The sequence below is a fragment of the Citrobacter sp. CK199 genome (genome assembly GCF_030333285.1).
Classification (GTDB): Bacteria; Pseudomonadota; Gammaproteobacteria; order Enterobacterales; family Enterobacteriaceae; genus Citrobacter_B; species Citrobacter_B koseri.
On sequence record NZ_JAOWGF010000022.1, the window covers coordinates 1 to 18,161 of the forward strand.

General features: G+C 50.3%; 36 protein-coding genes. 34 read left to right on the forward strand and 2 right to left on the reverse strand.

Going from position 1 to position 18,161, the window contains the following annotated elements; translation table 11 throughout:
• The 3 genes from tuf to bfr form a co-directional block, all read left to right on the forward strand.
• Nucleotides 1–1,050 (forward strand): elongation factor Tu (gene tuf / locus OGX75_RS03525; RefSeq protein WP_286451713.1); only part of this gene is annotated, 1,050 nt, incomplete at its 5' end.
• A gap of 197 nt (nt 1,051–1,247) precedes the next feature.
• Complete coding sequence (bfd, locus tag OGX75_RS03530) at nt 1,248–1,442, forward strand: bacterioferritin-associated ferredoxin (RefSeq protein WP_012135433.1); 195 nt, start codon at nt 1,248–1,250, stop codon at nt 1,440–1,442.
• A gap of 71 nt (nt 1,443–1,513) precedes the next feature.
• Nucleotides 1,514–1,990 carry a bacterioferritin gene (gene bfr / locus OGX75_RS03535; protein ID WP_012135432.1) on the forward strand — a complete coding sequence of 159 codons (477 nt, stop codon included), beginning with the start codon at nt 1,514–1,516 and terminating at the stop codon, nt 1,988–1,990.
• On the opposite strand, the gene OGX75_RS03540 is transcribed toward bfr, so the two are convergent.
• Nucleotides 1,987–2,454 carry a prepilin peptidase gene (locus OGX75_RS03540; protein WP_058669128.1) on the reverse strand — a complete coding sequence of 156 codons (468 nt, stop codon included), beginning with the start codon at nt 2,452–2,454 and terminating at the stop codon, nt 1,987–1,989. The two genes, bfr and OGX75_RS03540, sit on opposite strands and share 4 nt — an antisense overlap.
• A gap of 379 nt (nt 2,455–2,833) precedes the next feature.
• Between OGX75_RS03540 and rpsJ the strand changes: the two genes are divergently transcribed.
• From rpsJ to arfA, 31 genes are all read left to right on the forward strand, one after another.
• The gene (gene rpsJ, locus OGX75_RS03545) at nt 2,834–3,145 is read left to right on the forward strand and encodes a 30S ribosomal protein S10 (RefSeq protein ID WP_001181005.1); all 312 of its coding nucleotides are present in this window, start codon (nt 2,834–2,836) and stop codon (nt 3,143–3,145) included.
• Between the two features lie 32 nt (nt 3,146–3,177).
• Nucleotides 3,178–3,807, forward strand: coding sequence for a 50S ribosomal protein L3 (gene rplC, locus OGX75_RS03550; RefSeq protein ID WP_000579837.1), 630 nt, complete (start codon nt 3,178–3,180; stop codon nt 3,805–3,807).
• 10 nt (nt 3,808–3,817) lie between these two features.
• On the forward strand, nt 3,818–4,423 hold the full coding sequence (rplD, locus tag OGX75_RS03555) for a 50S ribosomal protein L4 (protein ID WP_000424395.1): 606 nt from the start codon (nt 3,818–3,820) through the stop codon (nt 4,421–4,423).
• Complete coding sequence (gene rplW, locus OGX75_RS03560) at nt 4,420–4,722, forward strand: 50S ribosomal protein L23 (RefSeq protein ID WP_000617546.1); 303 nt, start codon at nt 4,420–4,422, stop codon at nt 4,720–4,722. Before rplD ends, rplW begins: the two co-directional genes overlap by 4 nt.
• A gap of 17 nt (nt 4,723–4,739) precedes the next feature.
• Nucleotides 4,740–5,561 (forward strand): 50S ribosomal protein L2, encoded by an 822-nt coding sequence (gene rplB / locus OGX75_RS03565; protein WP_000301864.1) that lies wholly within the window; start codon nt 4,740–4,742, stop codon nt 5,559–5,561.
• Between the two features lie 16 nt (nt 5,562–5,577).
• Entirely contained in the window at nt 5,578–5,856 is a 279-nt protein-coding gene (rpsS, locus tag OGX75_RS03570; protein WP_001138117.1) for a 30S ribosomal protein S19, read from the forward strand.
• Between the two features lie 14 nt (nt 5,857–5,870).
• Entirely contained in the window at nt 5,871–6,203 is a 333-nt protein-coding gene (gene rplV, locus OGX75_RS03575; RefSeq protein WP_000447529.1) for a 50S ribosomal protein L22, read from the forward strand.
• Between the two features lie 17 nt (nt 6,204–6,220).
• Entirely contained in the window at nt 6,221–6,922 is a 702-nt protein-coding gene (gene rpsC / locus OGX75_RS03580) for a 30S ribosomal protein S3 (RefSeq protein ID WP_000529945.1), read from the forward strand.
• A 12-nt stretch (nt 6,923–6,934) separates the two neighbouring features.
• A complete protein-coding gene (gene rplP / locus OGX75_RS03585) occupies nt 6,935–7,345 on the forward strand; it encodes a 50S ribosomal protein L16 (protein ID WP_000941212.1) in 411 nt (136 codons plus the stop codon).
• Entirely contained in the window at nt 7,345–7,536 is a 192-nt protein-coding gene (gene rpmC, locus OGX75_RS03590; RefSeq protein WP_000644742.1) for a 50S ribosomal protein L29, read from the forward strand. Before rplP ends, rpmC begins: the two co-directional genes overlap by 1 nt.
• A complete protein-coding gene (gene rpsQ / locus OGX75_RS03595; protein WP_003031120.1) occupies nt 7,536–7,790 on the forward strand; it encodes a 30S ribosomal protein S17 in 255 nt (84 codons plus the stop codon). The genes rpmC and rpsQ overlap by 1 nt, the downstream gene beginning before the upstream one ends.
• A gap of 163 nt (nt 7,791–7,953) precedes the next feature.
• Nucleotides 7,954–8,325, forward strand: coding sequence for a 50S ribosomal protein L14 (gene rplN, locus OGX75_RS03600; protein ID WP_002919748.1), 372 nt, complete (start codon nt 7,954–7,956; stop codon nt 8,323–8,325).
• Nucleotides 8,326–8,335: 10 nt separating this feature from the next.
• Nucleotides 8,336–8,650, forward strand: coding sequence for a 50S ribosomal protein L24 (gene rplX / locus OGX75_RS03605; protein ID WP_012135426.1), 315 nt, complete (start codon nt 8,336–8,338; stop codon nt 8,648–8,650).
• Between the two features lie 14 nt (nt 8,651–8,664).
• Nucleotides 8,665–9,204 (forward strand): 50S ribosomal protein L5, encoded by a 540-nt coding sequence (gene rplE, locus OGX75_RS03610; RefSeq protein WP_007702494.1) that lies wholly within the window; start codon nt 8,665–8,667, stop codon nt 9,202–9,204.
• A gap of 14 nt (nt 9,205–9,218) precedes the next feature.
• The gene (rpsN, locus tag OGX75_RS03615; RefSeq protein WP_012135425.1) at nt 9,219–9,524 is read left to right on the forward strand and encodes a 30S ribosomal protein S14; all 306 of its coding nucleotides are present in this window, start codon (nt 9,219–9,221) and stop codon (nt 9,522–9,524) included.
• A gap of 33 nt (nt 9,525–9,557) precedes the next feature.
• Nucleotides 9,558–9,950, forward strand: a complete 393-nt coding sequence (gene rpsH, locus OGX75_RS03620; protein ID WP_000062611.1) for a 30S ribosomal protein S8 — start codon at nt 9,558–9,560, stop codon at nt 9,948–9,950.
• Nucleotides 9,951–9,962: 12 nt separating this feature from the next.
• A complete protein-coding gene (gene rplF / locus OGX75_RS03625; protein ID WP_012135817.1) occupies nt 9,963–10,496 on the forward strand; it encodes a 50S ribosomal protein L6 in 534 nt (177 codons plus the stop codon).
• A gap of 9 nt (nt 10,497–10,505) precedes the next feature.
• On the forward strand, nt 10,506–10,859 hold the full coding sequence (gene rplR, locus OGX75_RS03630) for a 50S ribosomal protein L18 (RefSeq protein ID WP_006817270.1): 354 nt from the start codon (nt 10,506–10,508) through the stop codon (nt 10,857–10,859).
• Nucleotides 10,860–10,873: 14 nt separating this feature from the next.
• Nucleotides 10,874–11,377, forward strand: a complete 504-nt coding sequence (gene rpsE, locus OGX75_RS03635; protein ID WP_000940121.1) for a 30S ribosomal protein S5 — start codon at nt 10,874–10,876, stop codon at nt 11,375–11,377.
• A 3-nt stretch (nt 11,378–11,380) separates the two neighbouring features.
• On the forward strand, nt 11,381–11,560 hold the full coding sequence (gene rpmD, locus OGX75_RS03640; RefSeq protein ID WP_001140434.1) for a 50S ribosomal protein L30: 180 nt from the start codon (nt 11,381–11,383) through the stop codon (nt 11,558–11,560).
• A gap of 3 nt (nt 11,561–11,563) precedes the next feature.
• A complete protein-coding gene (gene rplO / locus OGX75_RS03645) occupies nt 11,564–11,998 on the forward strand; it encodes a 50S ribosomal protein L15 (RefSeq protein ID WP_001238917.1) in 435 nt (144 codons plus the stop codon).
• A gap of 7 nt (nt 11,999–12,005) precedes the next feature.
• Nucleotides 12,006–13,337 (forward strand): preprotein translocase subunit SecY, encoded by a 1,332-nt coding sequence (gene secY / locus OGX75_RS03650; protein WP_001118864.1) that lies wholly within the window; start codon nt 12,006–12,008, stop codon nt 13,335–13,337.
• Between the two features lie 31 nt (nt 13,338–13,368).
• On the forward strand, nt 13,369–13,485 hold the full coding sequence (gene rpmJ, locus OGX75_RS03655; RefSeq protein WP_000868187.1) for a 50S ribosomal protein L36: 117 nt from the start codon (nt 13,369–13,371) through the stop codon (nt 13,483–13,485).
• Nucleotides 13,486–13,631: 146 nt separating this feature from the next.
• The gene (gene rpsM / locus OGX75_RS03660) at nt 13,632–13,988 is read left to right on the forward strand and encodes a 30S ribosomal protein S13 (RefSeq protein ID WP_000090780.1); all 357 of its coding nucleotides are present in this window, start codon (nt 13,632–13,634) and stop codon (nt 13,986–13,988) included.
• A 16-nt stretch (nt 13,989–14,004) separates the two neighbouring features.
• On the forward strand, nt 14,005–14,394 hold the full coding sequence (gene rpsK / locus OGX75_RS03665) for a 30S ribosomal protein S11 (RefSeq protein ID WP_001029684.1): 390 nt from the start codon (nt 14,005–14,007) through the stop codon (nt 14,392–14,394).
• Between the two features lie 33 nt (nt 14,395–14,427).
• Nucleotides 14,428–15,048, forward strand: coding sequence for a 30S ribosomal protein S4 (rpsD, locus tag OGX75_RS03670; protein ID WP_000135224.1), 621 nt, complete (start codon nt 14,428–14,430; stop codon nt 15,046–15,048).
• Between the two features lie 25 nt (nt 15,049–15,073).
• Entirely contained in the window at nt 15,074–16,063 is a 990-nt protein-coding gene (locus OGX75_RS03675; protein WP_001162094.1) for a DNA-directed RNA polymerase subunit alpha, read from the forward strand.
• Nucleotides 16,064–16,103: 40 nt separating this feature from the next.
• Entirely contained in the window at nt 16,104–16,490 is a 387-nt protein-coding gene (gene rplQ / locus OGX75_RS03680; protein WP_001216372.1) for a 50S ribosomal protein L17, read from the forward strand.
• Between the two features lie 108 nt (nt 16,491–16,598).
• Nucleotides 16,599–16,967: a DnaJ family domain-containing protein gene (locus OGX75_RS03685; RefSeq protein ID WP_104868115.1), complete on the forward strand. Its 369-nt coding sequence runs from the start codon at nt 16,599–16,601 to the stop codon at nt 16,965–16,967.
• Between the two features lie 10 nt (nt 16,968–16,977).
• Complete coding sequence (gene zntR, locus OGX75_RS03690) at nt 16,978–17,403, forward strand: Zn(2+)-responsive transcriptional regulator (RefSeq protein ID WP_024131002.1); 426 nt, start codon at nt 16,978–16,980, stop codon at nt 17,401–17,403.
• 57 nt (nt 17,404–17,460) lie between these two features.
• Nucleotides 17,461–17,679, forward strand: a complete 219-nt coding sequence (gene arfA / locus OGX75_RS03695; protein WP_012135422.1) for an alternative ribosome-rescue factor ArfA — start codon at nt 17,461–17,463, stop codon at nt 17,677–17,679.
• Here arfA and mscL read toward each other — a convergent pair.
• Nucleotides 17,676–18,086, reverse strand: a complete 411-nt coding sequence (mscL, locus tag OGX75_RS03700; protein WP_012135421.1) for a large-conductance mechanosensitive channel protein MscL — start codon at nt 18,084–18,086, stop codon at nt 17,676–17,678. The two genes, arfA and mscL, sit on opposite strands and share 4 nt — an antisense overlap.
• Nucleotides 18,087–18,161: the final 75 nt, after the last annotated feature.

Sequence of the window (18,161 nt, forward strand, 5' to 3'; positions counted from 1 at the left end):
GCATTCGACCAGATCGATAACGCGCCGGAAGAAAAAGCTCGTGGTATCACCATCAACACTTCTCACGTTGAATACGACACCCCGACTCGCCACTACGCGCACGTAGACTGCCCGGGCCACGCCGACTATGTTAAAAACATGATCACCGGTGCTGCGCAGATGGACGGCGCGATCCTGGTTGTTGCTGCGACTGACGGCCCGATGCCGCAGACCCGTGAGCACATCCTGCTGGGTCGTCAGGTAGGCGTTCCGTACATCATCGTGTTCCTGAACAAATGCGACATGGTTGATGACGAAGAGCTGCTGGAACTGGTTGAGATGGAAGTGCGTGAACTGCTGTCTCAGTACGACTTCCCGGGCGACGACACGCCGATCGTTCGTGGTTCTGCTCTGAAAGCGCTGGAAGGCGAAGCTGAGTGGGAAGCGAAAATCATCGAACTGGCTGGCTACCTGGATTCCTACATCCCGGAACCAGAGCGTGCGATTGACAAGCCGTTCCTGCTGCCGATCGAAGACGTATTCTCCATCTCCGGTCGTGGTACCGTTGTTACCGGTCGTGTAGAGCGCGGTATCATCAAAGTGGGCGAAGAAGTTGAAATCGTTGGTATCAAAGAGACTGCGAAGTCTACCTGTACTGGCGTTGAAATGTTCCGCAAACTGCTGGACGAAGGCCGTGCTGGTGAGAACGTAGGTGTTCTGCTGCGTGGTATCAAACGTGAAGAAATCGAACGTGGTCAGGTACTGGCTAAGCCGGGTTCCATCAAGCCGCACACCAAGTTCGAATCTGAAGTTTATATCCTGTCCAAAGACGAAGGCGGCCGTCATACTCCGTTCTTCAAAGGCTACCGTCCGCAGTTCTACTTCCGTACAACTGACGTGACTGGCACCATCGAACTGCCGGAAGGCGTAGAGATGGTAATGCCGGGCGACAACATCAAAATGGTTGTTACCCTGATCCACCCGATCGCGATGGACGACGGTCTGCGTTTCGCAATCCGTGAAGGCGGCCGTACCGTTGGCGCGGGCGTTGTTGCTAAAGTAATGAGCTAATTATTTAATAATTAGTTCTGCACTTAAAAAGGGCGCTTCGGCGCCCTTTTTGCTGTCTGTCATATCTACCTGCTATATAAAGAGTGTCATATTTAGTCGCATTTTTTATTCCTCTCCCTGCACACAAACGTATTTGTGCTATTGTAATCATAACTATTCTCATTTACACTTTGCGCAGAAATTGAACGGGAGCGATCATGTACGTTTGTTTGTGTAATGGTGTAAGTGATAAAAAAATTCGTCAGGCTGTTCGTCAGTTTCACCCTCAATCTTTCCAACAATTACGTAAGTTTATTCCTGTTGGAAATCAATGCGGTAAGTGCGTCCGTGCGGCGCGTGAAGTGATGCAGGATGAGTTAATGCAAATGCCGGAGTTTAAAGAAATCGCCTGAGTCACATTCTTTTTTTTGACATCCTTGTAGCCCCATCTACGCTCTAAGAGAGGAAGCGGAGGGACTATAAAATGAAAGGTGATGTTAAAATCATAAATTATCTCAATAAACTATTGGGAAATGAGCTTGTCGCAATCAATCAGTACTTTCTCCATGCCCGTATGTTTAAAAACTGGGGGCTCACTCGTCTGAATGATGTCGAATACCATGAATCCATCGATGAAATGAAACACGCTGATAAATATATCGAGCGTATTTTATTTCTTGAGGGTATCCCAAACTTGCAGGATCTTGGCAAGCTGGGCATTGGTGAAGATGTCGAAGAGATGTTGCAGTCAGATCTCCGTCTGGAACTGGAAGGAGCGAAGGATCTACGTGAAGCCATAGCCTACGCCGACAGCGTTCATGATTACGTTAGCCGGGACATGATGATTGAGATCCTGACAGATGAAGAAGGGCATATCGACTGGCTTGAGACGGAGCTGGATCTGATTGCAAAAATTGGTCTACAGAATTACCTGCAATCGCAAATTAAAGTGGACGATTAACTCCCCGACAGCAGTGTTTTCCAGCCAATGATAAAACCCGCAGCCGCCAGAAATGGCCCGAACGGCAGCGGGTTTTTTAATGCCCCTTTCCCGTTTATTACGTACATCGCCATCACGTTAATGCTGGCAATAAGCGCGGCCAGAAAGACCAGCAGGGGTAATGACTCCCAACGATGCCAGGCGCCAAGCGCGGCAAGAAATTTGATATCGCCGTACCCGAGCCCTTCTTTGCGATACAGCAGTCGATATCCCCAATAGAGAAGGGCGAACCCGCCGTAACCCGCAATGGCGCCCCAAAGCGCATCTGGCAAATGGTCAGGTAAACAGCACAGGTAATAAAGCAGGCCGCTCCAGAGCAGGGGGCAGGTAAACCGATCGGGCAAGAGTCCTGTTCGCGCGTCATATATCCCGGATAGCGCAGATAATAAGAGGTAGATAATCAGGAAGGGGAGGTCGGGTTGCATCATGTCATCCTCATTAAACGTTGCGCTCACCATCCGTGAAACTCATTTTCCACGCAACGGAGGAATGATGACGTTGCGCAGTGTATTCCGAAGAAAATGCGCAAAACAAAAACGGCACAACGCGTGTGCGAAGTTGCTCGCATTACAGACGAAATGATTAATATCTACGCGGCACTTGCGTCAGGCTGAGATTTGCGTATAATGCGCGGGCTTGTCTTAGTTGACGGCAGGTTCGATCTGAACCTTAGGTAGCCGATTTGGTTATCTAACAATGCTCCCAATCGGGGAGCTACGTAAGAACGGTTACACTCTCCCATCAATCGTAATGGGCACGAGGAGTAATCATTTTCGTTTATAAAATAATTGGAGCTCTGGTCTCATGCAGAACCAAAGAATCCGTATCCGCCTGAAAGCGTTTGATCATCGTCTGATCGATCAATCAACCGCGGAAATCGTCGAGACTGCTAAGCGCACTGGTGCGCAAGTCCGTGGTCCGATCCCGCTGCCGACCCGCAAAGAGCGCTTTACCGTTCTGATCTCCCCGCACGTTAACAAAGACGCGCGCGATCAGTACGAAATTCGCACTCACAAGCGTCTGGTTGACATCGTTGAGCCAACCGAGAAAACCGTTGATGCTCTGATGCGTCTGGACCTGGCTGCCGGTGTAGACGTGCAGATCAGCCTGGGTTAATCAGGTCATCGAGCGATTGAGAGGTTGAAACAATGATTGGTTTAGTCGGTAAAAAAGTGGGTATGACCCGCATCTTCACTGAAGATGGCGTCTCTATCCCAGTAACCGTAATCGAAGTTGAAGCAAACCGCGTTACTCAGGTTAAAGATCTGGCTAACGATGGCTACCGCGCTGTTCAGGTTACCACTGGTGCTAAAAAAGCTAACCGTGTAACCAAGCCGGAAGCTGGCCACTTTGCTAAAGCTGGCGTAGAAGCTGGCCGCGGCCTGTGGGAGTTCCGTCTGGCAGAGGGTGAAGAATACACCGTTGGTCAGAGCATTAGCGTTGAACTGTTTGCTGACGTTAAAAAAGTTGACGTAACTGGCACCTCTAAAGGTAAAGGTTTCGCAGGTACCGTTAAGCGCTGGAACTTCCGTACCCAGGACGCTACTCACGGTAACTCCTTGTCTCACCGCGTTCCGGGTTCTATCGGTCAGAACCAGACTCCGGGCAAAGTGTTCAAAGGCAAGAAAATGGCAGGTCAGCTGGGTAACGAACGTGTAACCGTTCAGAGCCTGGACGTAGTACGTGTTGACGCTGAGCGCAACCTGCTGCTGGTTAAAGGTGGTGTTCCGGGTGCAACCGGTTGCGACCTGATCGTTAAACCAGCTGTGAAGGCGTAAGGGGATAGCAATGGAATTAGTATTGAAAGACGCGCAGAGCGCGCTGACTGTTTCCGAAACTACCTTCGGTCGTGATTTCAACGAAGCGCTGGTTCACCAGGTTGTTGTTGCTTATGCAGCTGGTGCTCGTCAGGGCACTCGTGCTCAGAAGACTCGTGCTGAAGTAACTGGTTCCGGTAAAAAACCGTGGCGCCAGAAAGGTACCGGCCGTGCGCGTTCTGGTTCTATCAAGAGCCCGATCTGGCGTTCTGGTGGCGTGACCTTCGCTGCACGTCCGCAGGACCACAGTCAAAAAGTTAACAAGAAGATGTACCGCGGCGCGCTGAAAAGCATTCTGTCCGAACTGGTACGTCAGGATCGTCTGATCGTTGTCGAGAAGTTCTCTGTAGAAGCGCCTAAAACTAAGCTGCTGGCTCAGAAACTGAAAGACATGGCTCTGGAAGATGTGCTGATCATCACCGGTGAGCTGGACGAGAACCTGTTCCTGGCTGCGCGCAACCTGCACAAGGTTGACGTACGCGATGCAACTGGTATCGACCCGGTTAGCCTGATCGCCTTCGACAAAGTCGTAATGACTGCTGATGCTGTTAAGCAAGTTGAGGAGATGCTGGCATGATTCGTGAAGAACGTCTGCTGAAGGTGCTGCGCGCACCGCACGTTTCTGAAAAAGCGTCTACTGCGATGGAAAAAACCAACACCATCGTTCTCAAAGTTGCTAAAGACGCGACCAAAGCAGAAATCAAAGCTGCTGTGCAGAAACTGTTTGAAGTCGAAGTCGAAGTCGTTAACACCCTGGTTGTTAAAGGGAAAGTTAAACGTCACGGACAGCGTATCGGTCGTCGTAGCGACTGGAAAAAAGCTTACGTCACCCTGAAAGAAGGCCAGAATCTGGACTTCGTTGGCGGCGCTGAGTAAGTCGGAGGAGTAATACAATGGCAGTTGTTAAATGTAAACCGACATCTCCGGGTCGTCGCCACGTAGTTAAAGTGGTTAACCCTGAGCTGCACAAGGGCAAACCTTTTGCTCCGTTGCTGGAAAAAAACAGCAAATCCGGTGGTCGTAACAACAATGGCCGTATCACCACTCGTCATATCGGTGGTGGCCACAAGCAGGCATACCGTATTGTTGACTTCAAACGCAACAAAGATGGTATCCCGGCAGTTGTTGAACGTCTTGAGTACGATCCGAACCGTTCCGCGAACATCGCGCTGGTTCTGTACAAAGACGGTGAGCGCCGTTACATCCTGGCCCCTAAAGGCCTGAAAGCTGGCGACCAGATTCAATCTGGCGTTGATGCTGCAATCAAACCAGGCAACACCCTGCCGATGCGCAACATCCCGGTTGGTTCTACCGTTCATAACGTAGAAATGAAACCAGGTAAAGGCGGTCAGCTGGCACGTTCCGCTGGTACTTACGTTCAGATCGTTGCGCGCGATGGTGCTTATGTCACCCTGCGTCTGCGTTCTGGTGAAATGCGTAAAGTCGAAGCAGACTGCCGTGCAACTCTGGGCGAAGTTGGCAATGCTGAGCATATGCTGCGCGTTCTGGGTAAAGCAGGTGCTGCACGCTGGCGTGGTGTTCGTCCGACCGTTCGCGGTACCGCGATGAACCCAGTAGACCACCCACATGGTGGTGGTGAAGGTCGTAACTTTGGTAAGCACCCGGTAACTCCGTGGGGCGTTCAGACCAAAGGTAAGAAGACCCGCAGCAACAAGCGTACTGATAAATTCATCGTACGTCGCCGTAGCAAATAATTTTAGAGGATAAGCCATGCCACGTTCTCTCAAGAAAGGTCCTTTTATTGACCTGCACTTGCTGAAGAAGGTAGAGAAAGCGGTGGAAAGCGGAGACAAGAAGCCCCTGCGCACTTGGTCCCGTCGTTCAACGATCTTTCCTAACATGATCGGTTTGACCATCGCTGTCCATAATGGTCGTCAGCACGTTCCGGTATTTGTAACCGATGAAATGGTCGGTCACAAACTGGGTGAATTCGCACCGACTCGTACTTATCGCGGCCACGCTGCTGATAAAAAAGCGAAGAAGAAATAAGGTAGGAGGAAGAGATGGAAACTATCGCTAAACATCGCCATGCTCGTTCTTCTGCTCAGAAGGTTCGCCTTGTTGCTGACCTGATTCGCGGTAAGAAAGTGTCGCAGGCTCTGGATATTTTGACCTACACCAACAAGAAAGCGGCTGTACTGGTCAAGAAAGTCCTGGAATCTGCCATTGCTAACGCTGAACACAACGATGGCGCTGACATTGACGATCTGAAAGTTACGAAAATTTTCGTAGACGAAGGCCCGAGCATGAAGCGCATTATGCCGCGTGCAAAAGGTCGTGCAGATCGCATCCTGAAGCGCACCAGCCACATTACTGTGGTTGTGTCCGATCGCTGAGACTCTGGAGACTAGCAATGGGTCAGAAAGTACATCCTAATGGTATTCGCCTGGGTATTGTAAAACCATGGAACTCTACCTGGTTTGCGAACACCAAAGAATTCGCTGACAACCTGGACAGCGATTTTAAAGTACGTCAGTACCTGACGAAGGAACTGGCTAAAGCGTCCGTATCTCGTATCGTTATCGAGCGTCCGGCTAAGAGCATCCGTGTGACTATTCACACTGCTCGTCCGGGTATCGTTATCGGTAAGAAAGGCGAAGACGTAGAAAAACTGCGTAAGGTCGTAGCGGATATCGCTGGCGTTCCTGCACAGATCAATATCGCCGAAGTTCGTAAGCCTGAACTGGACGCAAAATTGGTTGCTGACAGCATCACTTCTCAGCTGGAACGTCGCGTTATGTTCCGTCGTGCTATGAAGCGTGCTGTACAGAACGCAATGCGTCTGGGCGCTAAAGGTATTAAAGTTGAAGTTAGCGGCCGTCTGGGCGGCGCGGAAATCGCCCGTACCGAATGGTACCGTGAAGGTCGCGTACCGCTGCACACTCTGCGTGCTGACATCGACTACAACACCTCTGAAGCGCACACCACTTACGGTGTAATCGGCGTTAAAGTGTGGATCTTCAAAGGCGAGATCCTGGGTGGTATGGCTGCTGTTGAACAACCGGAAAAACCGGCTGCTCAACCGAAAAAGCAGCAGCGTAAAGGCCGTAAATAAGGAGCGTCGCTGATGTTACAACCAAAGCGTACAAAATTCCGTAAAATGCACAAAGGCCGTAACCGCGGTCTGGCGCAGGGTACGGATGTTAGCTTCGGCAGCTTCGGTCTGAAAGCTGTTGGCCGTGGTCGTCTGACTGCCCGTCAGATCGAAGCAGCACGTCGTGCTATGACCCGTGCAGTTAAGCGTCAAGGTAAGATCTGGATCCGTGTATTCCCGGACAAACCGATCACTGAAAAGCCGCTGGCAGTGCGTATGGGTAAAGGTAAAGGTAACGTGGAGTATTGGGTTGCCTTGATTCAGCCGGGTAAAGTCCTGTATGAAATGGACGGCGTACCGGAAGAGCTGGCCCGTGAAGCATTCAAGCTGGCAGCAGCGAAACTGCCGATTAAAACCACCTTTGTAACTAAGACGGTGATGTAATGAAAGCAAAAGAGCTGCGTGAGAAGAGTGTTGAAGAGCTGAACACCGAGCTGCTGAACCTGCTGCGTGAGCAGTTCAACCTGCGTATGCAGGCTGCAAGTGGCCAGCTGCAACAGTCTCACCTGTTGAAGCAAGTGCGTCGTGATGTCGCACGCGTTAAGACTTTACTGACTGAGAAGGCGGGTGCGTAATGACCGATAAAATCCGTACTCTGCAAGGTCGCGTTGTTAGCGACAAAATGGAGAAATCCATTGTTGTTGCTATCGAACGTTTTGTGAAACACCCGATCTACGGTAAATTCATCAAGCGTACGACCAAACTGCACGTACATGACGAGAACAACGAATGTGGTACCGGTGACGTGGTTGAAATCCGCGAATGCCGCCCACTGTCCAAGACTAAGTCCTGGACGCTGGTTCGCGTTGTAGAGAAAGCGGTTCTGTAATACAGTACCCATTCTCAACGAATAAACGGCTCAGCGATGGGCCGTTTATTTTTTCTACCCATATCGTTGAAGCGGTGTTATAATGCCGCGCCCCCGATATGGGGCTTTTTTAACGACCTGATTTTCGGGTCTCAGTAGTAGTTGACATTAGCGGAGCACTAAAATGATCCAAGAACAGACTATGCTGAACGTCGCCGACAACTCCGGTGCACGTCGCGTAATGTGTATCAAGGTTCTGGGTGGCTCGCACCGTCGCTACGCAGGCGTAGGCGACATCATCAAGATCACCATCAAAGAAGCAATTCCGCGTGGTAAGGTCAAAAAAGGTGATGTGCTGAAGGCGGTAGTGGTGCGCACCAAGAAGGGTGTTCGTCGCCCGGACGGTTCTGTCATTCGCTTCGATGGTAATGCATGCGTTATTCTGAACAATAACAGCGAGCAGCCTATCGGTACGCGTATTTTTGGGCCGGTAACTCGTGAGCTTCGTACCGAGAAGTTCATGAAAATTATCTCTCTGGCACCAGAAGTACTCTAAGGAGCGAATCATGGCAGCGAAAATCCGTCGTGATGACGAAGTTATCGTGTTAACCGGTAAAGATAAAGGTAAACGCGGTAAAGTTAAGAATGTCCTGTCTTCCGGCAAGGTCATTGTTGAAGGTATCAACCTGGTTAAGAAACACCAGAAGCCGGTTCCGGCTCTGAACCAACCGGGTGGCATCGTTGAAAAAGAAGCCGCTATTCAGGTTTCCAACATTGCAATCTTCAATGCGGCAACCGGTAAGGCTGACCGTGTAGGCTTTAGATTCGAAGACGGTAAAAAAGTCCGTTTCTTCAAATCTAACAGCGAAACTATCAAGTAATTTGGAGTAGTACGATGGCGAAACTGCATGATTACTACAAAGACGAAGTAGTTAATAAACTCATGACTGAGTTTAACTACAATTCTGTCATGCAAGTCCCTCGGGTCGAGAAGATCACCCTGAACATGGGTGTTGGTGAAGCGATCGCTGACAAGAAACTGCTGGATAACGCAGCAGCTGACCTGGCAGCAATCTCCGGTCAAAAACCGTTGATCACCAAAGCACGCAAATCTGTTGCAGGCTTCAAAATCCGTCAGGGCTATCCGATCGGCTGTAAAGTAACTCTGCGTGGCGAACGCATGTGGGAGTTCTTTGAGCGCCTGATCACTATTGCTGTACCGCGTATCCGTGACTTCCGTGGCCTGTCCGCTAAGTCTTTCGACGGTCGTGGTAACTACAGCATGGGTGTCCGTGAGCAGATCATCTTCCCAGAAATCGACTACGATAAAGTCGACCGCGTTCGTGGTTTGGATATTACCATTACCACTACTGCGAAATCTGACGAAGAAGGCCGTGCTCTGCTGGCTGCCTTTGACTTCCCGTTCCGCAAGTAAGGTAGGGTTACTGAATGGCTAAGCAATCAATGAAAGCACGCGAAGTAAAACGCGTAGCTTTAGCTGATAAATACTTCGCGAAACGCGCTGAACTGAAAGCGATCATCTCTGATGTGAACGCTTCCGACGAAGATCGTTGGAACGCTGTTCTTAAGCTGCAGACTCTGCCGCGTGATTCCAGCCCGTCTCGTCAGCGTAACCGCTGCCGTCAAACAGGTCGTCCACATGGTTATGTGGGCAAGTTCGGGTTGAGCCGTATCAAGTTACGTGAAGCCGCTATGCGCGGTGAAGTACCAGGCTTGAAAAAGGCTAGCTGGTAATTGTCACCAATTGAATCACGGGAGTAAAGACAGATGAGCATGCAAGATCCGATCGCGGATATGCTGACCCGTATCCGTAACGGTCAGGCCGCGAACAAAGCTGCGGTCACCATGCCTTCCTCCAAGCTGAAAGTGGCAATTGCCAACGTGCTGAAGGAAGAAGGTTTTATCGAAGATTTTAAAGTTGAAGGCGACACCAAGCCGGAACTGGAACTGACTCTTAAGTATTTCCAGGGTAAAGCTGTTGTAGAAAGCATTCAGCGTGTCAGCCGCCCAGGTCTGCGCATCTACAAACGTAAAGATGAGCTGCCGAAAGTTATGGCGGGTCTGGGTATCGCAGTTGTTTCTACCTCTAAAGGTGTTATGACTGATCGTGCAGCGCGCCAGGCTGGTCTTGGTGGCGAAATTATCTGCTACGTAGCCTAATCGGAGGAAAAAATGTCTCGTGTTGCTAAAGCACCGGTCGTTGTTCCTGCCGGCGTTGATGTAAAAATCAACGGTCAGGTTATTACGATCAAAGGTAAAAACGGCGAGCTGACTCGTACTCTCAACGATGCTGTTGAAGTTAAACATGCAGATAATGCACTGACCTTCGGTCCGCGTGATGGTTACGTAGACGGTTGGGCTCAGGCTGGTACCGCGCGTGCCCTGCTGAACTCAATGGTTATCGGTGTTACCGAAGGCTTCACTAAGAAGCTGCAGCTGGTTGGTGTAGGTTATCGTGCAGCGGTTAAAGGGAATGTAGTAAACCTGTCCTTAGGTTTCTCTCACCCGGTTGACCACCAGCTGCCAGCAGGTATTACTGCAGAATGTCCGACTCAGACTGAAATCGTGCTGAAAGGCGCTGATAAGCAGGTGATCGGTCAGGTTGCAGCAGATCTGCGCGCCTACCGTCGTCCTGAGCCTTACAAAGGCAAGGGTGTTCGTTACGCCGACGAAGTCGTGCGTACCAAAGAGGCTAAGAAGAAGTAAGGTAACACTATGGATAAGAAATCTGCTCGTATCCGTCGTGCGACCCGCGCACGCCGCAAGCTCCAGGAGCTGGGCGCAACTCGCCTGGTGGTACATCGTACCCCGCGTCACATTTACGCACAGGTAATTGCACCGAACGGTTCTGAAGTTCTGGTAGCTGCTTCTACTGTAGAAAAAGCTATCTCTGAACAACTGAAGTACACCGGTAACAAAGACGCGGCTGCAGCTGTGGGTAAAGCTGTCGCTGAACGCGCTCTGGAAAAAGGCATCAAAGATGTGTCCTTTGACCGTTCCGGGTTCCAATATCATGGTCGTGTCCAGGCACTGGCAGATGCTGCCCGTGAAGCTGGCCTTCAGTTCTAAGGTAGAGGTGTAAGATGGCTCACATCGAAAAACAAGCTGGCGAACTGCAGGAAAAGCTGATCGCGGTAAACCGCGTATCTAAAACCGTTAAAGGTGGTCGTATTTTCTCCTTCACAGCTCTGACTGTAGTTGGCGATGGTAACGGTCGCGTTGGTTTTGGTTACGGTAAAGCGCGTGAAGTTCCAGCAGCGATCCAGAAAGCGATGGAAAAAGCCCGTCGCAATATGATTAACGTCGCGCTGAACAACGGCACCCTGCAACACCCGGTTAAAGGTGTTCACACGGGTTCTCGTGTATTCATGCAGCCAGCTTCCGAAGGTACCGGTATCATCGCCGGTGGTGCAATGCGCGCCGTTCTGGAAGTTGCTGGGGTTCATAACGTTCTGGCTAAAGCATATGGTTCCACCAACCCGATCAACGTGGTTCGTGCAACTATTGATGGCCTGGAAAATATGAATTCTCCAGAAATGGTCGCTGCCAAGCGTGGTAAATCCGTTGAAGAAATTCTGGGGAAATAAACCATGGCAAAGACTATTAAAATTACTCAAACCCGCAGTGCAATCGGTCGTCTGCCGAAACACAAGGCAACGCTGCTTGGCCTGGGTCTGCGTCGTATTGGTCACACCGTAGAGCGCGAGGATACTCCTGCTGTTCGTGGTATGGTCAACGCGGTTTCCTTCATGGTTAAAGTTGAGGAGTAAGAGATGCGTTTAAATACTCTGTCTCCGGCCGAAGGCTCCAAAAAGGCGGGTAAACGCCTGGGTCGTGGTATCGGTTCTGGCCTCGGTAAAACCGGTGGTCGTGGTCACAAAGGTCAGAAGTCTCGTTCTGGCGGTGGCGTACGTCGCGGTTTCGAGGGTGGTCAGATGCCTCTGTACCGTCGTCTGCCGAAATTCGGCTTCACTTCTCGCAAAGCAGCGATTACAGCCGAAGTTCGTCTGTCTGACCTGGCTAAAGTAGAAGGCGGCGTAGTAGACCTGAACACGCTGAAAGCGGCTAACATTATCGGTATCCAGATCGAGTTCGCGAAAGTGATCCTGGCTGGTGAAGTCACTACTCCGGTAACTGTTCGTGGCCTGCGTGTTACTAAAGGCGCTCGTGCTGCTATCGAAGCTGCTGGCGGTAAAATCGAGGAATAAGTAGCAGATGGCTAAACAACCGGGATTAGATTTTCAAAGCGCCAAAGGTGGCTTAGGCGAGCTGAAACGCAGACTGCTGTTTGTTATCGGCGCGCTGATTGTGTTCCGTATTGGCTCTTTTATTCCGATCCCTGGTATTGATGCCGCTGTACTTGCCAAACTGCTTGAGCAACAGCGAGGCACCATCATTGAAATGTTTAACATGTTCTCTGGTGGTGCACTCAGCCGTGCTTCTATCTTTGCTCTGGGTATCATGCCGTATATTTCGGCGTCGATTATTATCCAGTTGCTGACGGTGGTTCACCCAACGCTGGCAGAAATTAAGAAAGAAGGGGAGTCTGGTCGTCGTAAGATCAGCCAGTACACCCGCTACGGTACTCTGGTGCTGGCGATATTCCAGTCGATCGGTATTGCTACCGGTCTGCCGAATATGCCTGGTATGCAAGGCCTGGTAATGAATCCGGGCTTTGCATTCTATTTCACCGCTGTTGTAAGTCTGGTTACAGGAACCATGTTCCTGATGTGGTTGGGCGAACAGATTACTGAACGTGGTATCGGCAACGGTATCTCAATCATTATCTTCGCCGGTATTGTCGCGGGACTCCCGCCAGCCATTGCCCATACTATCGAGCAAGCGCGTCAAGGCGACCTGCACTTCCTCGTGTTGCTGTTGGTTGCAGTATTAGTATTTGCAGTGACGTTCTTTGTTGTATTTGTTGAGCGTGGTCAACGCCGCATTGTGGTAAACTACGCAAAACGTCAGCAGGGTCGTCGTGTCTATGCTGCACAGAGCACACATTTACCGCTGAAAGTGAATATGGCGGGGGTAATCCCGGCAATTTTCGCTTCCAGTATTATTCTGTTCCCGGCAACCATCGCGTCATGGTTCGGGGGCGGTACTGGTTGGAACTGGCTGACAACAATTTCGCTGTATTTGCAGCCTGGGCAACCGCTTTATGTGTTACTCTATGCGTCTGCAATCATCTTCTTCTGTTTCTTCTACACGGCGTTGGTTTTCAACCCGCGTGAAACAGCAGATAACCTGAAGAAGTCCGGTGCATTTGTACCAGGAATTCGTCCGGGAGAGCAAACGGCGAAGTATATCGATAAAGTAATGACCCGCCTGACTTTGGTGGGTGCGCTTTACATTACCTTTATCTGCCTGATCCCGGAGTTCATGCGTGATGCAATGAAAGTACCGTTCTACTTTGGTGGGACCTCACTGCTTATCGTTGTCGTCGTGATTATGGACTTTATGGCTCAAGTGCAAACTCTGATGATGTCCAGTCAGTATGAGTCTGCATTGAAGAAGGCGAACCTGAAAGGCTACGGCCGTTAATTGGTCGCCCGAGAAGTTACGGAGAGTAAAAATGAAAGTTCGTGCTTCCGTCAAGAAATTATGCCGTAACTGCAAAATCGTTAAGCGTGATGGCGTCATCCGCGTGATTTGCAGTGCCGAGCCGAAGCATAAACAGCGCCAAGGCTGATTTATTCGCATATTTTTCTTGCAAAGTTGGGTTGAGCTGGCTAGATTAGCCAGCCAATCTTTTGTATGTCTGTACGTTTCCATTTGAGTATCCTGAAAACGGGCTTTTCAGCATGGTGCGTACATATTAAATAGTAGGAGTGCATAGTGGCCCGTATAGCAGGCATTAACATTCCTGATCAGAAACATGCTGTGATCGCGTTAACTTCGATCTACGGCGTCGGTAAGACCCGTTCTAAAGCCATTCTGGCTGCAGCGGGTATCGCTGAAAATGTTAAGATCAGTGAGCTGTCTGAAGAACAAATCGACACGCTGCGTGACGAAGTTGCCAAATTTGTCGTTGAAGGTGATCTGCGCCGTGAAATCAGCATGAGCATCAAGCGCCTGATGGATCTTGGTTGCTATCGCGGTTTGCGTCATCGTCGTGGTCTCCCGGTTCGCGGTCAGCGTACCAAGACCAACGCACGTACCCGTAAGGGTCCGCGCAAACCGATCAAGAAATAATCGGGGTGATTGAATAATGGCAAAGGCACCAATTCGTGCACGTAAACGTGTAAGAAAACAAGTCTCTGACGGCGTGGCTCATATCCATGCTTCTTTCAACAACACCATCGTGACTATCACTGATCGTCAGGGTAACGCGCTGGGTTGGGCAACAGCCGGTGGTTCCGGTTTCCGTGGTTCTCGCAAATCCACTCCGTTTGCAGCTCAGGTTGCAGCAGAGCGTTGCGCTGACGCCGTAAAAGAATACGGTATCAAGAATCTGGAAGTTATGGTTAAAGGTCCGGGTCCAGGTCGCGAATCTACCATTCGTGCACTGAACGCCGCTGGTTTCCGCATCACTAATATTACTGATGTGACTCCGATCCCTCATAACGGTTGTCGTCCGCCGAAAAAACGTCGCGTATAACGCTTCGTTTTCCAGGTTTGTTGGAGAAAGAAAATGGCAAGATATTTGGGTCCTAAGCTCAAGCTGAGCCGTCGTGAGGGCACCGACTTATTCCTTAAGTCTGGCGTTCGCGCGATCGATACCAAGTGTAAAATTGAACAAGCTCCTGGCCAGCACGGTGCGCGTAAACCGCGTCTGTCTGACTATGGTGTGCAGTTGCGTGAAAAGCAAAAAGTTCGCCGTATCTATGGTGTGCTGGAGCGTCAGTTCCGTAACTACTACAAAGAAGCAGCGCGTCTGAAAGGCAACACCGGTGAAAACCTGTTGGCTCTGCTGGAAGGTCGTCTGGACAACGTTGTATACCGTATGGGCTTCGGCGCCACTCGTGCAGAAGCACGCCAGCTGGTTAGCCATAAAGCAATTATGGTAAACGGTCGTGTTGTTAACATCGCTTCTTATCAGGTTAGTCCGAATGACGTTGTTAGCATTCGTGAGAAAGCGAAGAAGCAGTCTCGCGTGAAAGCCGCTCTGGAGCTGGCTGAGCAGCGTGAAAAGCCAACCTGGCTGGAAGTTGATGCTGGCAAGATGGAAGGTACGTTTAAGCGTAAGCCTGAGCGTTCTGATCTGTCTGCGGACATTAACGAACACCTGATCGTCGAGCTTTACTCCAAGTAAAGCTTAGTACCAAAGAGAGGACACAATGCAGGGTTCTGTGACAGAGTTTCTAAAACCGCGCCTGGTAGATATCGAGCAAGTGAGTTCGACGCACGCCAAGGTGACCCTTGAGCCTTTAGAGCGTGGCTTTGGCCATACTCTGGGTAACGCACTGCGCCGTATTCTGCTCTCATCGATGCCGGGTTGCGCGGTGACCGAGGTTGAGATTGATGGTGTACTACATGAGTACAGCACCAAAGAAGGCGTTCAGGAAGACATCCTGGAAATCCTGCTCAACCTGAAAGGGCTGGCGGTGAGAGTTCAGGGTAAAGATGAAGTTATTCTTACCTTGAATAAATCTGGCATTGGCCCTGTGACTGCAGCCGACATTACCCATGACGGGGATGTCGAAATCGTCAAGCCGCAGCACGTGATCTGCCACCTGACCGATGAGAACGCGTCTATTAGCATGCGTATCAAAGTTCAGCGCGGTCGTGGTTATGTGCCGGCTTCTACCCGAATTCATTCGGAAGAAGATGAGCGCCCAATCGGCCGTCTGCTGGTCGACGCATGCTACAGCCCTGTAGAGCGTATTGCCTACAATGTTGAAGCAGCGCGTGTAGAACAGCGTACCGACCTGGACAAGCTGGTCATCGAAATGGAAACCAACGGCACAATCGATCCTGAAGAGGCGATTCGTCGTGCGGCAACCATTCTGGCTGAACAACTGGAAGCTTTCGTTGACTTACGTGATGTACGTCAGCCGGAAGTGAAAGAAGAGAAACCAGAATTCGATCCGATCCTGCTGCGCCCTGTTGACGATCTGGAATTGACTGTCCGCTCTGCTAACTGCCTTAAAGCAGAAGCTATCCACTATATCGGTGATCTGGTACAGCGTACCGAGGTTGAGCTTCTTAAGACGCCTAACCTGGGTAAAAAATCTCTTACTGAGATTAAAGACGTGCTGGCTTCCCGTGGACTGTCTCTGGGCATGCGCCTGGAAAACTGGCCACCGGCAAGCATCGCTGACGAGTAACCGGATCACAGGTTAAGGTTTTACTGAGAAGGATAAGGTCATGCGCCATCGTAAGAGTGGTCGTCAACTGAACCGCAACAGCAGCCATCGCCAGGCTATGTTCCGCAACATGGCAGGTTCACTGGTTCGTCATGAGATCATCAAGACGACCCTGCCTAAAGCGAAAGAGCTGCGTCGCGTAGTTGAGCCGCTGATTACTCTTGCCAAGACTGATAGCGTAGCTAATCGTCGTCTGGCATTCGCCCGTACTCGTGATAACGAGATCGTGGCAAAACTGTTTAACGAACTGGGCCCGCGTTTCGCGAGCCGCGCCGGTGGTTACACTCGCATTCTGAAGTGTGGCTTCCGTGCAGGCGACAACGCGCCGATGGCATACATCGAGCTGGTTGATCGTTCTGAGTCGAAAGCAGAAGCTGCTGCAGAGTAATCTGTAGTAACGTAAAAAAACCCGCTCCGGCGGGTTTTTTTATATCCGCCGTATCCCCACTTATCTACAATATCTGTACTCTTTTTGTTCATCCCCTGGAGTTGTTGTATGTGGTTACTGGACCAGTGGGCAGAGCGCCATATTACAGATGCACAGACTAAAGGTGAGTTTGATAATCTGCCCGGCAGCGGTGAGCCGCTGGCCCTGGATGATGACTCACATGTGCCGCCTGAACTACGGACTGGCTACCGTTTACTCAAAAATGCCGGTTGCCTTCCCCCGGAGCTTGAACAGCGTAAAGAAGCCATTCAGCTACTGGATCTGCTTAAAGGTATTCGTCAGGACGATCCACAGTATCAGGAAGTGAGCCGTCGTTTATCGCTCCTTGAACTAAAACTACGACAGGCGGGGCTGAGTACCGGGTTTTTACGCGGTGAATATGCAGATAAACTGCTGCATAAGATTAATGATGACTAACGGAGCTTGTATGTATCGTATTGGTGAACTGGCAAAGCTGGCAGAAGTGACGCCTGATACCATCCGCTACTATGAAAAGCAGCAGATGATGGAGCATGAAGTGCGTACGGAGGGTGGTTTTCGACTCTACACGGAAAACGATCTTCAGCGCCTTAAGTTTATCCGCTATGCCCGGCAGTTGGGTTTTACGCTTGAGTCGATCCGGGAACTGTTGTCGATCCGTGTCGATCCCGAACACCATACCTGCCAGGAGTCGAAAGGAATCGTGCAGGAAAGGCTGAAAGAGGTCGAATCACGAATTGCGGAATTACAGAGCATGCAGCGTTCATTGCAGAGGCTGAACGATGCCTGCTGTGGAACGGCACACAGCAGCGTCTATTGTTCAATTCTGGAAGCACTGGAACAAGGCGCCAGCGGAGTCAAGCAGGAGTGTTGATTTATTGACCTGATGAGCCTACACTCACGCCGTTAAACCATACAAACTGGAGTTATTATGAGTCGTTATCAGCATACGAAAGGGCAGATAAAAGACAACGCCATTGAGGCATTACTGCACGATCCGCTTTTCAGACAACGTGTTGAAAAAAATAAGAAAGGGAAAGGAAGTTATCTGCGTAAAGGCAAACATGGCAATCGGGGTAACTGGGAGGCCAGTGGCAAGAAAGTGAATCACTTTTTTACCACTGGCTTTCTGCTTATTAAGGCTTGTTAAGAACGGTTGTTTTGTTCTTTCAGAAGATCGCGGATCTCAGAAAGCAATACTTCTTCCGTTGTCGGCGCTGGCGCTTCCGTCGGTTCTTCTTTCTTACGATTCAGTTTGTTGATCAGTTTGATAGCCATGAAGATAGCAAACGCCACAATAACAAAATCAAAGACGTTCTGAATAAACACACCGTAATGCATCACGACTGCCGGGATATCTCCCTGCGCTTCGCGTAGCGTAAAGGCAAACTGTTTAAAATCGATCCCGCCAATTAACAATCCCAGTGGCGGCATAATGATATCAGCAACCAGAGAAGAAACGATCTTCCCGAATGCCGCACCAATAATCACACCCACTGCCAAATCAACAACATTCCCGCGCATCGCGAATTCGCGAAACTCTTTAATAAAGCTCATTTTATTCTCCCTATGCAACAGACGTTTATAAGTTTAACAAATGTTAAGGCATTTTCCATTTATGGATTGTTTAAA

Coding starts and splice junctions, on each gene's coding strand:
- rplW (WP_000617546.1), top strand. CDS start 4,420: ATGATTCGTGAAGAACGTCTGCTGAAGGTGCTGCGCGCACCGCACGTT.
- rplF (WP_012135817.1), top strand. CDS start 9,963: ATGTCTCGTGTTGCTAAAGCACCGGTCGTTGTTCCTGCCGGCGTTGAT.
- rplR (WP_006817270.1), top strand. CDS start 10,506: ATGGATAAGAAATCTGCTCGTATCCGTCGTGCGACCCGCGCACGCCGC.
- rplX (WP_012135426.1), top strand. CDS start 8,336: ATGGCAGCGAAAATCCGTCGTGATGACGAAGTTATCGTGTTAACCGGT.
- OGX75_RS03675 (WP_001162094.1), top strand. CDS start 15,074: ATGCAGGGTTCTGTGACAGAGTTTCTAAAACCGCGCCTGGTAGATATC.
- rpsH (WP_000062611.1), top strand. CDS start 9,558: ATGAGCATGCAAGATCCGATCGCGGATATGCTGACCCGTATCCGTAAC.
- rpsQ (WP_003031120.1), top strand. CDS start 7,536: ATGACCGATAAAATCCGTACTCTGCAAGGTCGCGTTGTTAGCGACAAA.
- rplQ (WP_001216372.1), top strand. CDS start 16,104: ATGCGCCATCGTAAGAGTGGTCGTCAACTGAACCGCAACAGCAGCCAT.
- secY (WP_001118864.1), top strand. CDS start 12,006: ATGGCTAAACAACCGGGATTAGATTTTCAAAGCGCCAAAGGTGGCTTA.
- rplE (WP_007702494.1), top strand. CDS start 8,665: ATGGCGAAACTGCATGATTACTACAAAGACGAAGTAGTTAATAAACTC.
- rpsD (WP_000135224.1), top strand. CDS start 14,428: ATGGCAAGATATTTGGGTCCTAAGCTCAAGCTGAGCCGTCGTGAGGGC.
- rpsK (WP_001029684.1), top strand. CDS start 14,005: ATGGCAAAGGCACCAATTCGTGCACGTAAACGTGTAAGAAAACAAGTC.
- rpsE (WP_000940121.1), top strand. CDS start 10,874: ATGGCTCACATCGAAAAACAAGCTGGCGAACTGCAGGAAAAGCTGATC.
- rpsJ (WP_001181005.1), top strand. CDS start 2,834: ATGCAGAACCAAAGAATCCGTATCCGCCTGAAAGCGTTTGATCATCGT.
- rplP (WP_000941212.1), top strand. CDS start 6,935: ATGTTACAACCAAAGCGTACAAAATTCCGTAAAATGCACAAAGGCCGT.
- rplD (WP_000424395.1), top strand. CDS start 3,818: ATGGAATTAGTATTGAAAGACGCGCAGAGCGCGCTGACTGTTTCCGAA.
- rplV (WP_000447529.1), top strand. CDS start 5,871: ATGGAAACTATCGCTAAACATCGCCATGCTCGTTCTTCTGCTCAGAAG.
- rplB (WP_000301864.1), top strand. CDS start 4,740: ATGGCAGTTGTTAAATGTAAACCGACATCTCCGGGTCGTCGCCACGTA.
- arfA (WP_012135422.1), top strand. CDS start 17,461: ATGAGTCGTTATCAGCATACGAAAGGGCAGATAAAAGACAACGCCATT.
- bfr (WP_012135432.1), top strand. CDS start 1,514: ATGAAAGGTGATGTTAAAATCATAAATTATCTCAATAAACTATTGGGA.
- rpsN (WP_012135425.1), top strand. CDS start 9,219: ATGGCTAAGCAATCAATGAAAGCACGCGAAGTAAAACGCGTAGCTTTA.
- rpmJ (WP_000868187.1), top strand. CDS start 13,369: ATGAAAGTTCGTGCTTCCGTCAAGAAATTATGCCGTAACTGCAAAATC.
- bfd (WP_012135433.1), top strand. CDS start 1,248: ATGTACGTTTGTTTGTGTAATGGTGTAAGTGATAAAAAAATTCGTCAG.
- OGX75_RS03540 (WP_058669128.1), bottom strand. CDS start 2,454: ATGCAACCCGACCTCCCCTTCCTGATTATCTACCTCTTATTATCTGCG.
- OGX75_RS03685 (WP_104868115.1), top strand. CDS start 16,599: ATGTGGTTACTGGACCAGTGGGCAGAGCGCCATATTACAGATGCACAG.
- rpmC (WP_000644742.1), top strand. CDS start 7,345: ATGAAAGCAAAAGAGCTGCGTGAGAAGAGTGTTGAAGAGCTGAACACC.
- rpmD (WP_001140434.1), top strand. CDS start 11,381: ATGGCAAAGACTATTAAAATTACTCAAACCCGCAGTGCAATCGGTCGT.
- mscL (WP_012135421.1), bottom strand. CDS start 18,086: ATGAGCTTTATTAAAGAGTTTCGCGAATTCGCGATGCGCGGGAATGTT.
- rpsS (WP_001138117.1), top strand. CDS start 5,578: ATGCCACGTTCTCTCAAGAAAGGTCCTTTTATTGACCTGCACTTGCTG.
- rplC (WP_000579837.1), top strand. CDS start 3,178: ATGATTGGTTTAGTCGGTAAAAAAGTGGGTATGACCCGCATCTTCACT.
- zntR (WP_024131002.1), top strand. CDS start 16,978: ATGTATCGTATTGGTGAACTGGCAAAGCTGGCAGAAGTGACGCCTGAT.
- rplO (WP_001238917.1), top strand. CDS start 11,564: ATGCGTTTAAATACTCTGTCTCCGGCCGAAGGCTCCAAAAAGGCGGGT.
- rpsC (WP_000529945.1), top strand. CDS start 6,221: ATGGGTCAGAAAGTACATCCTAATGGTATTCGCCTGGGTATTGTAAAA.
- rplN (WP_002919748.1), top strand. CDS start 7,954: ATGATCCAAGAACAGACTATGCTGAACGTCGCCGACAACTCCGGTGCA.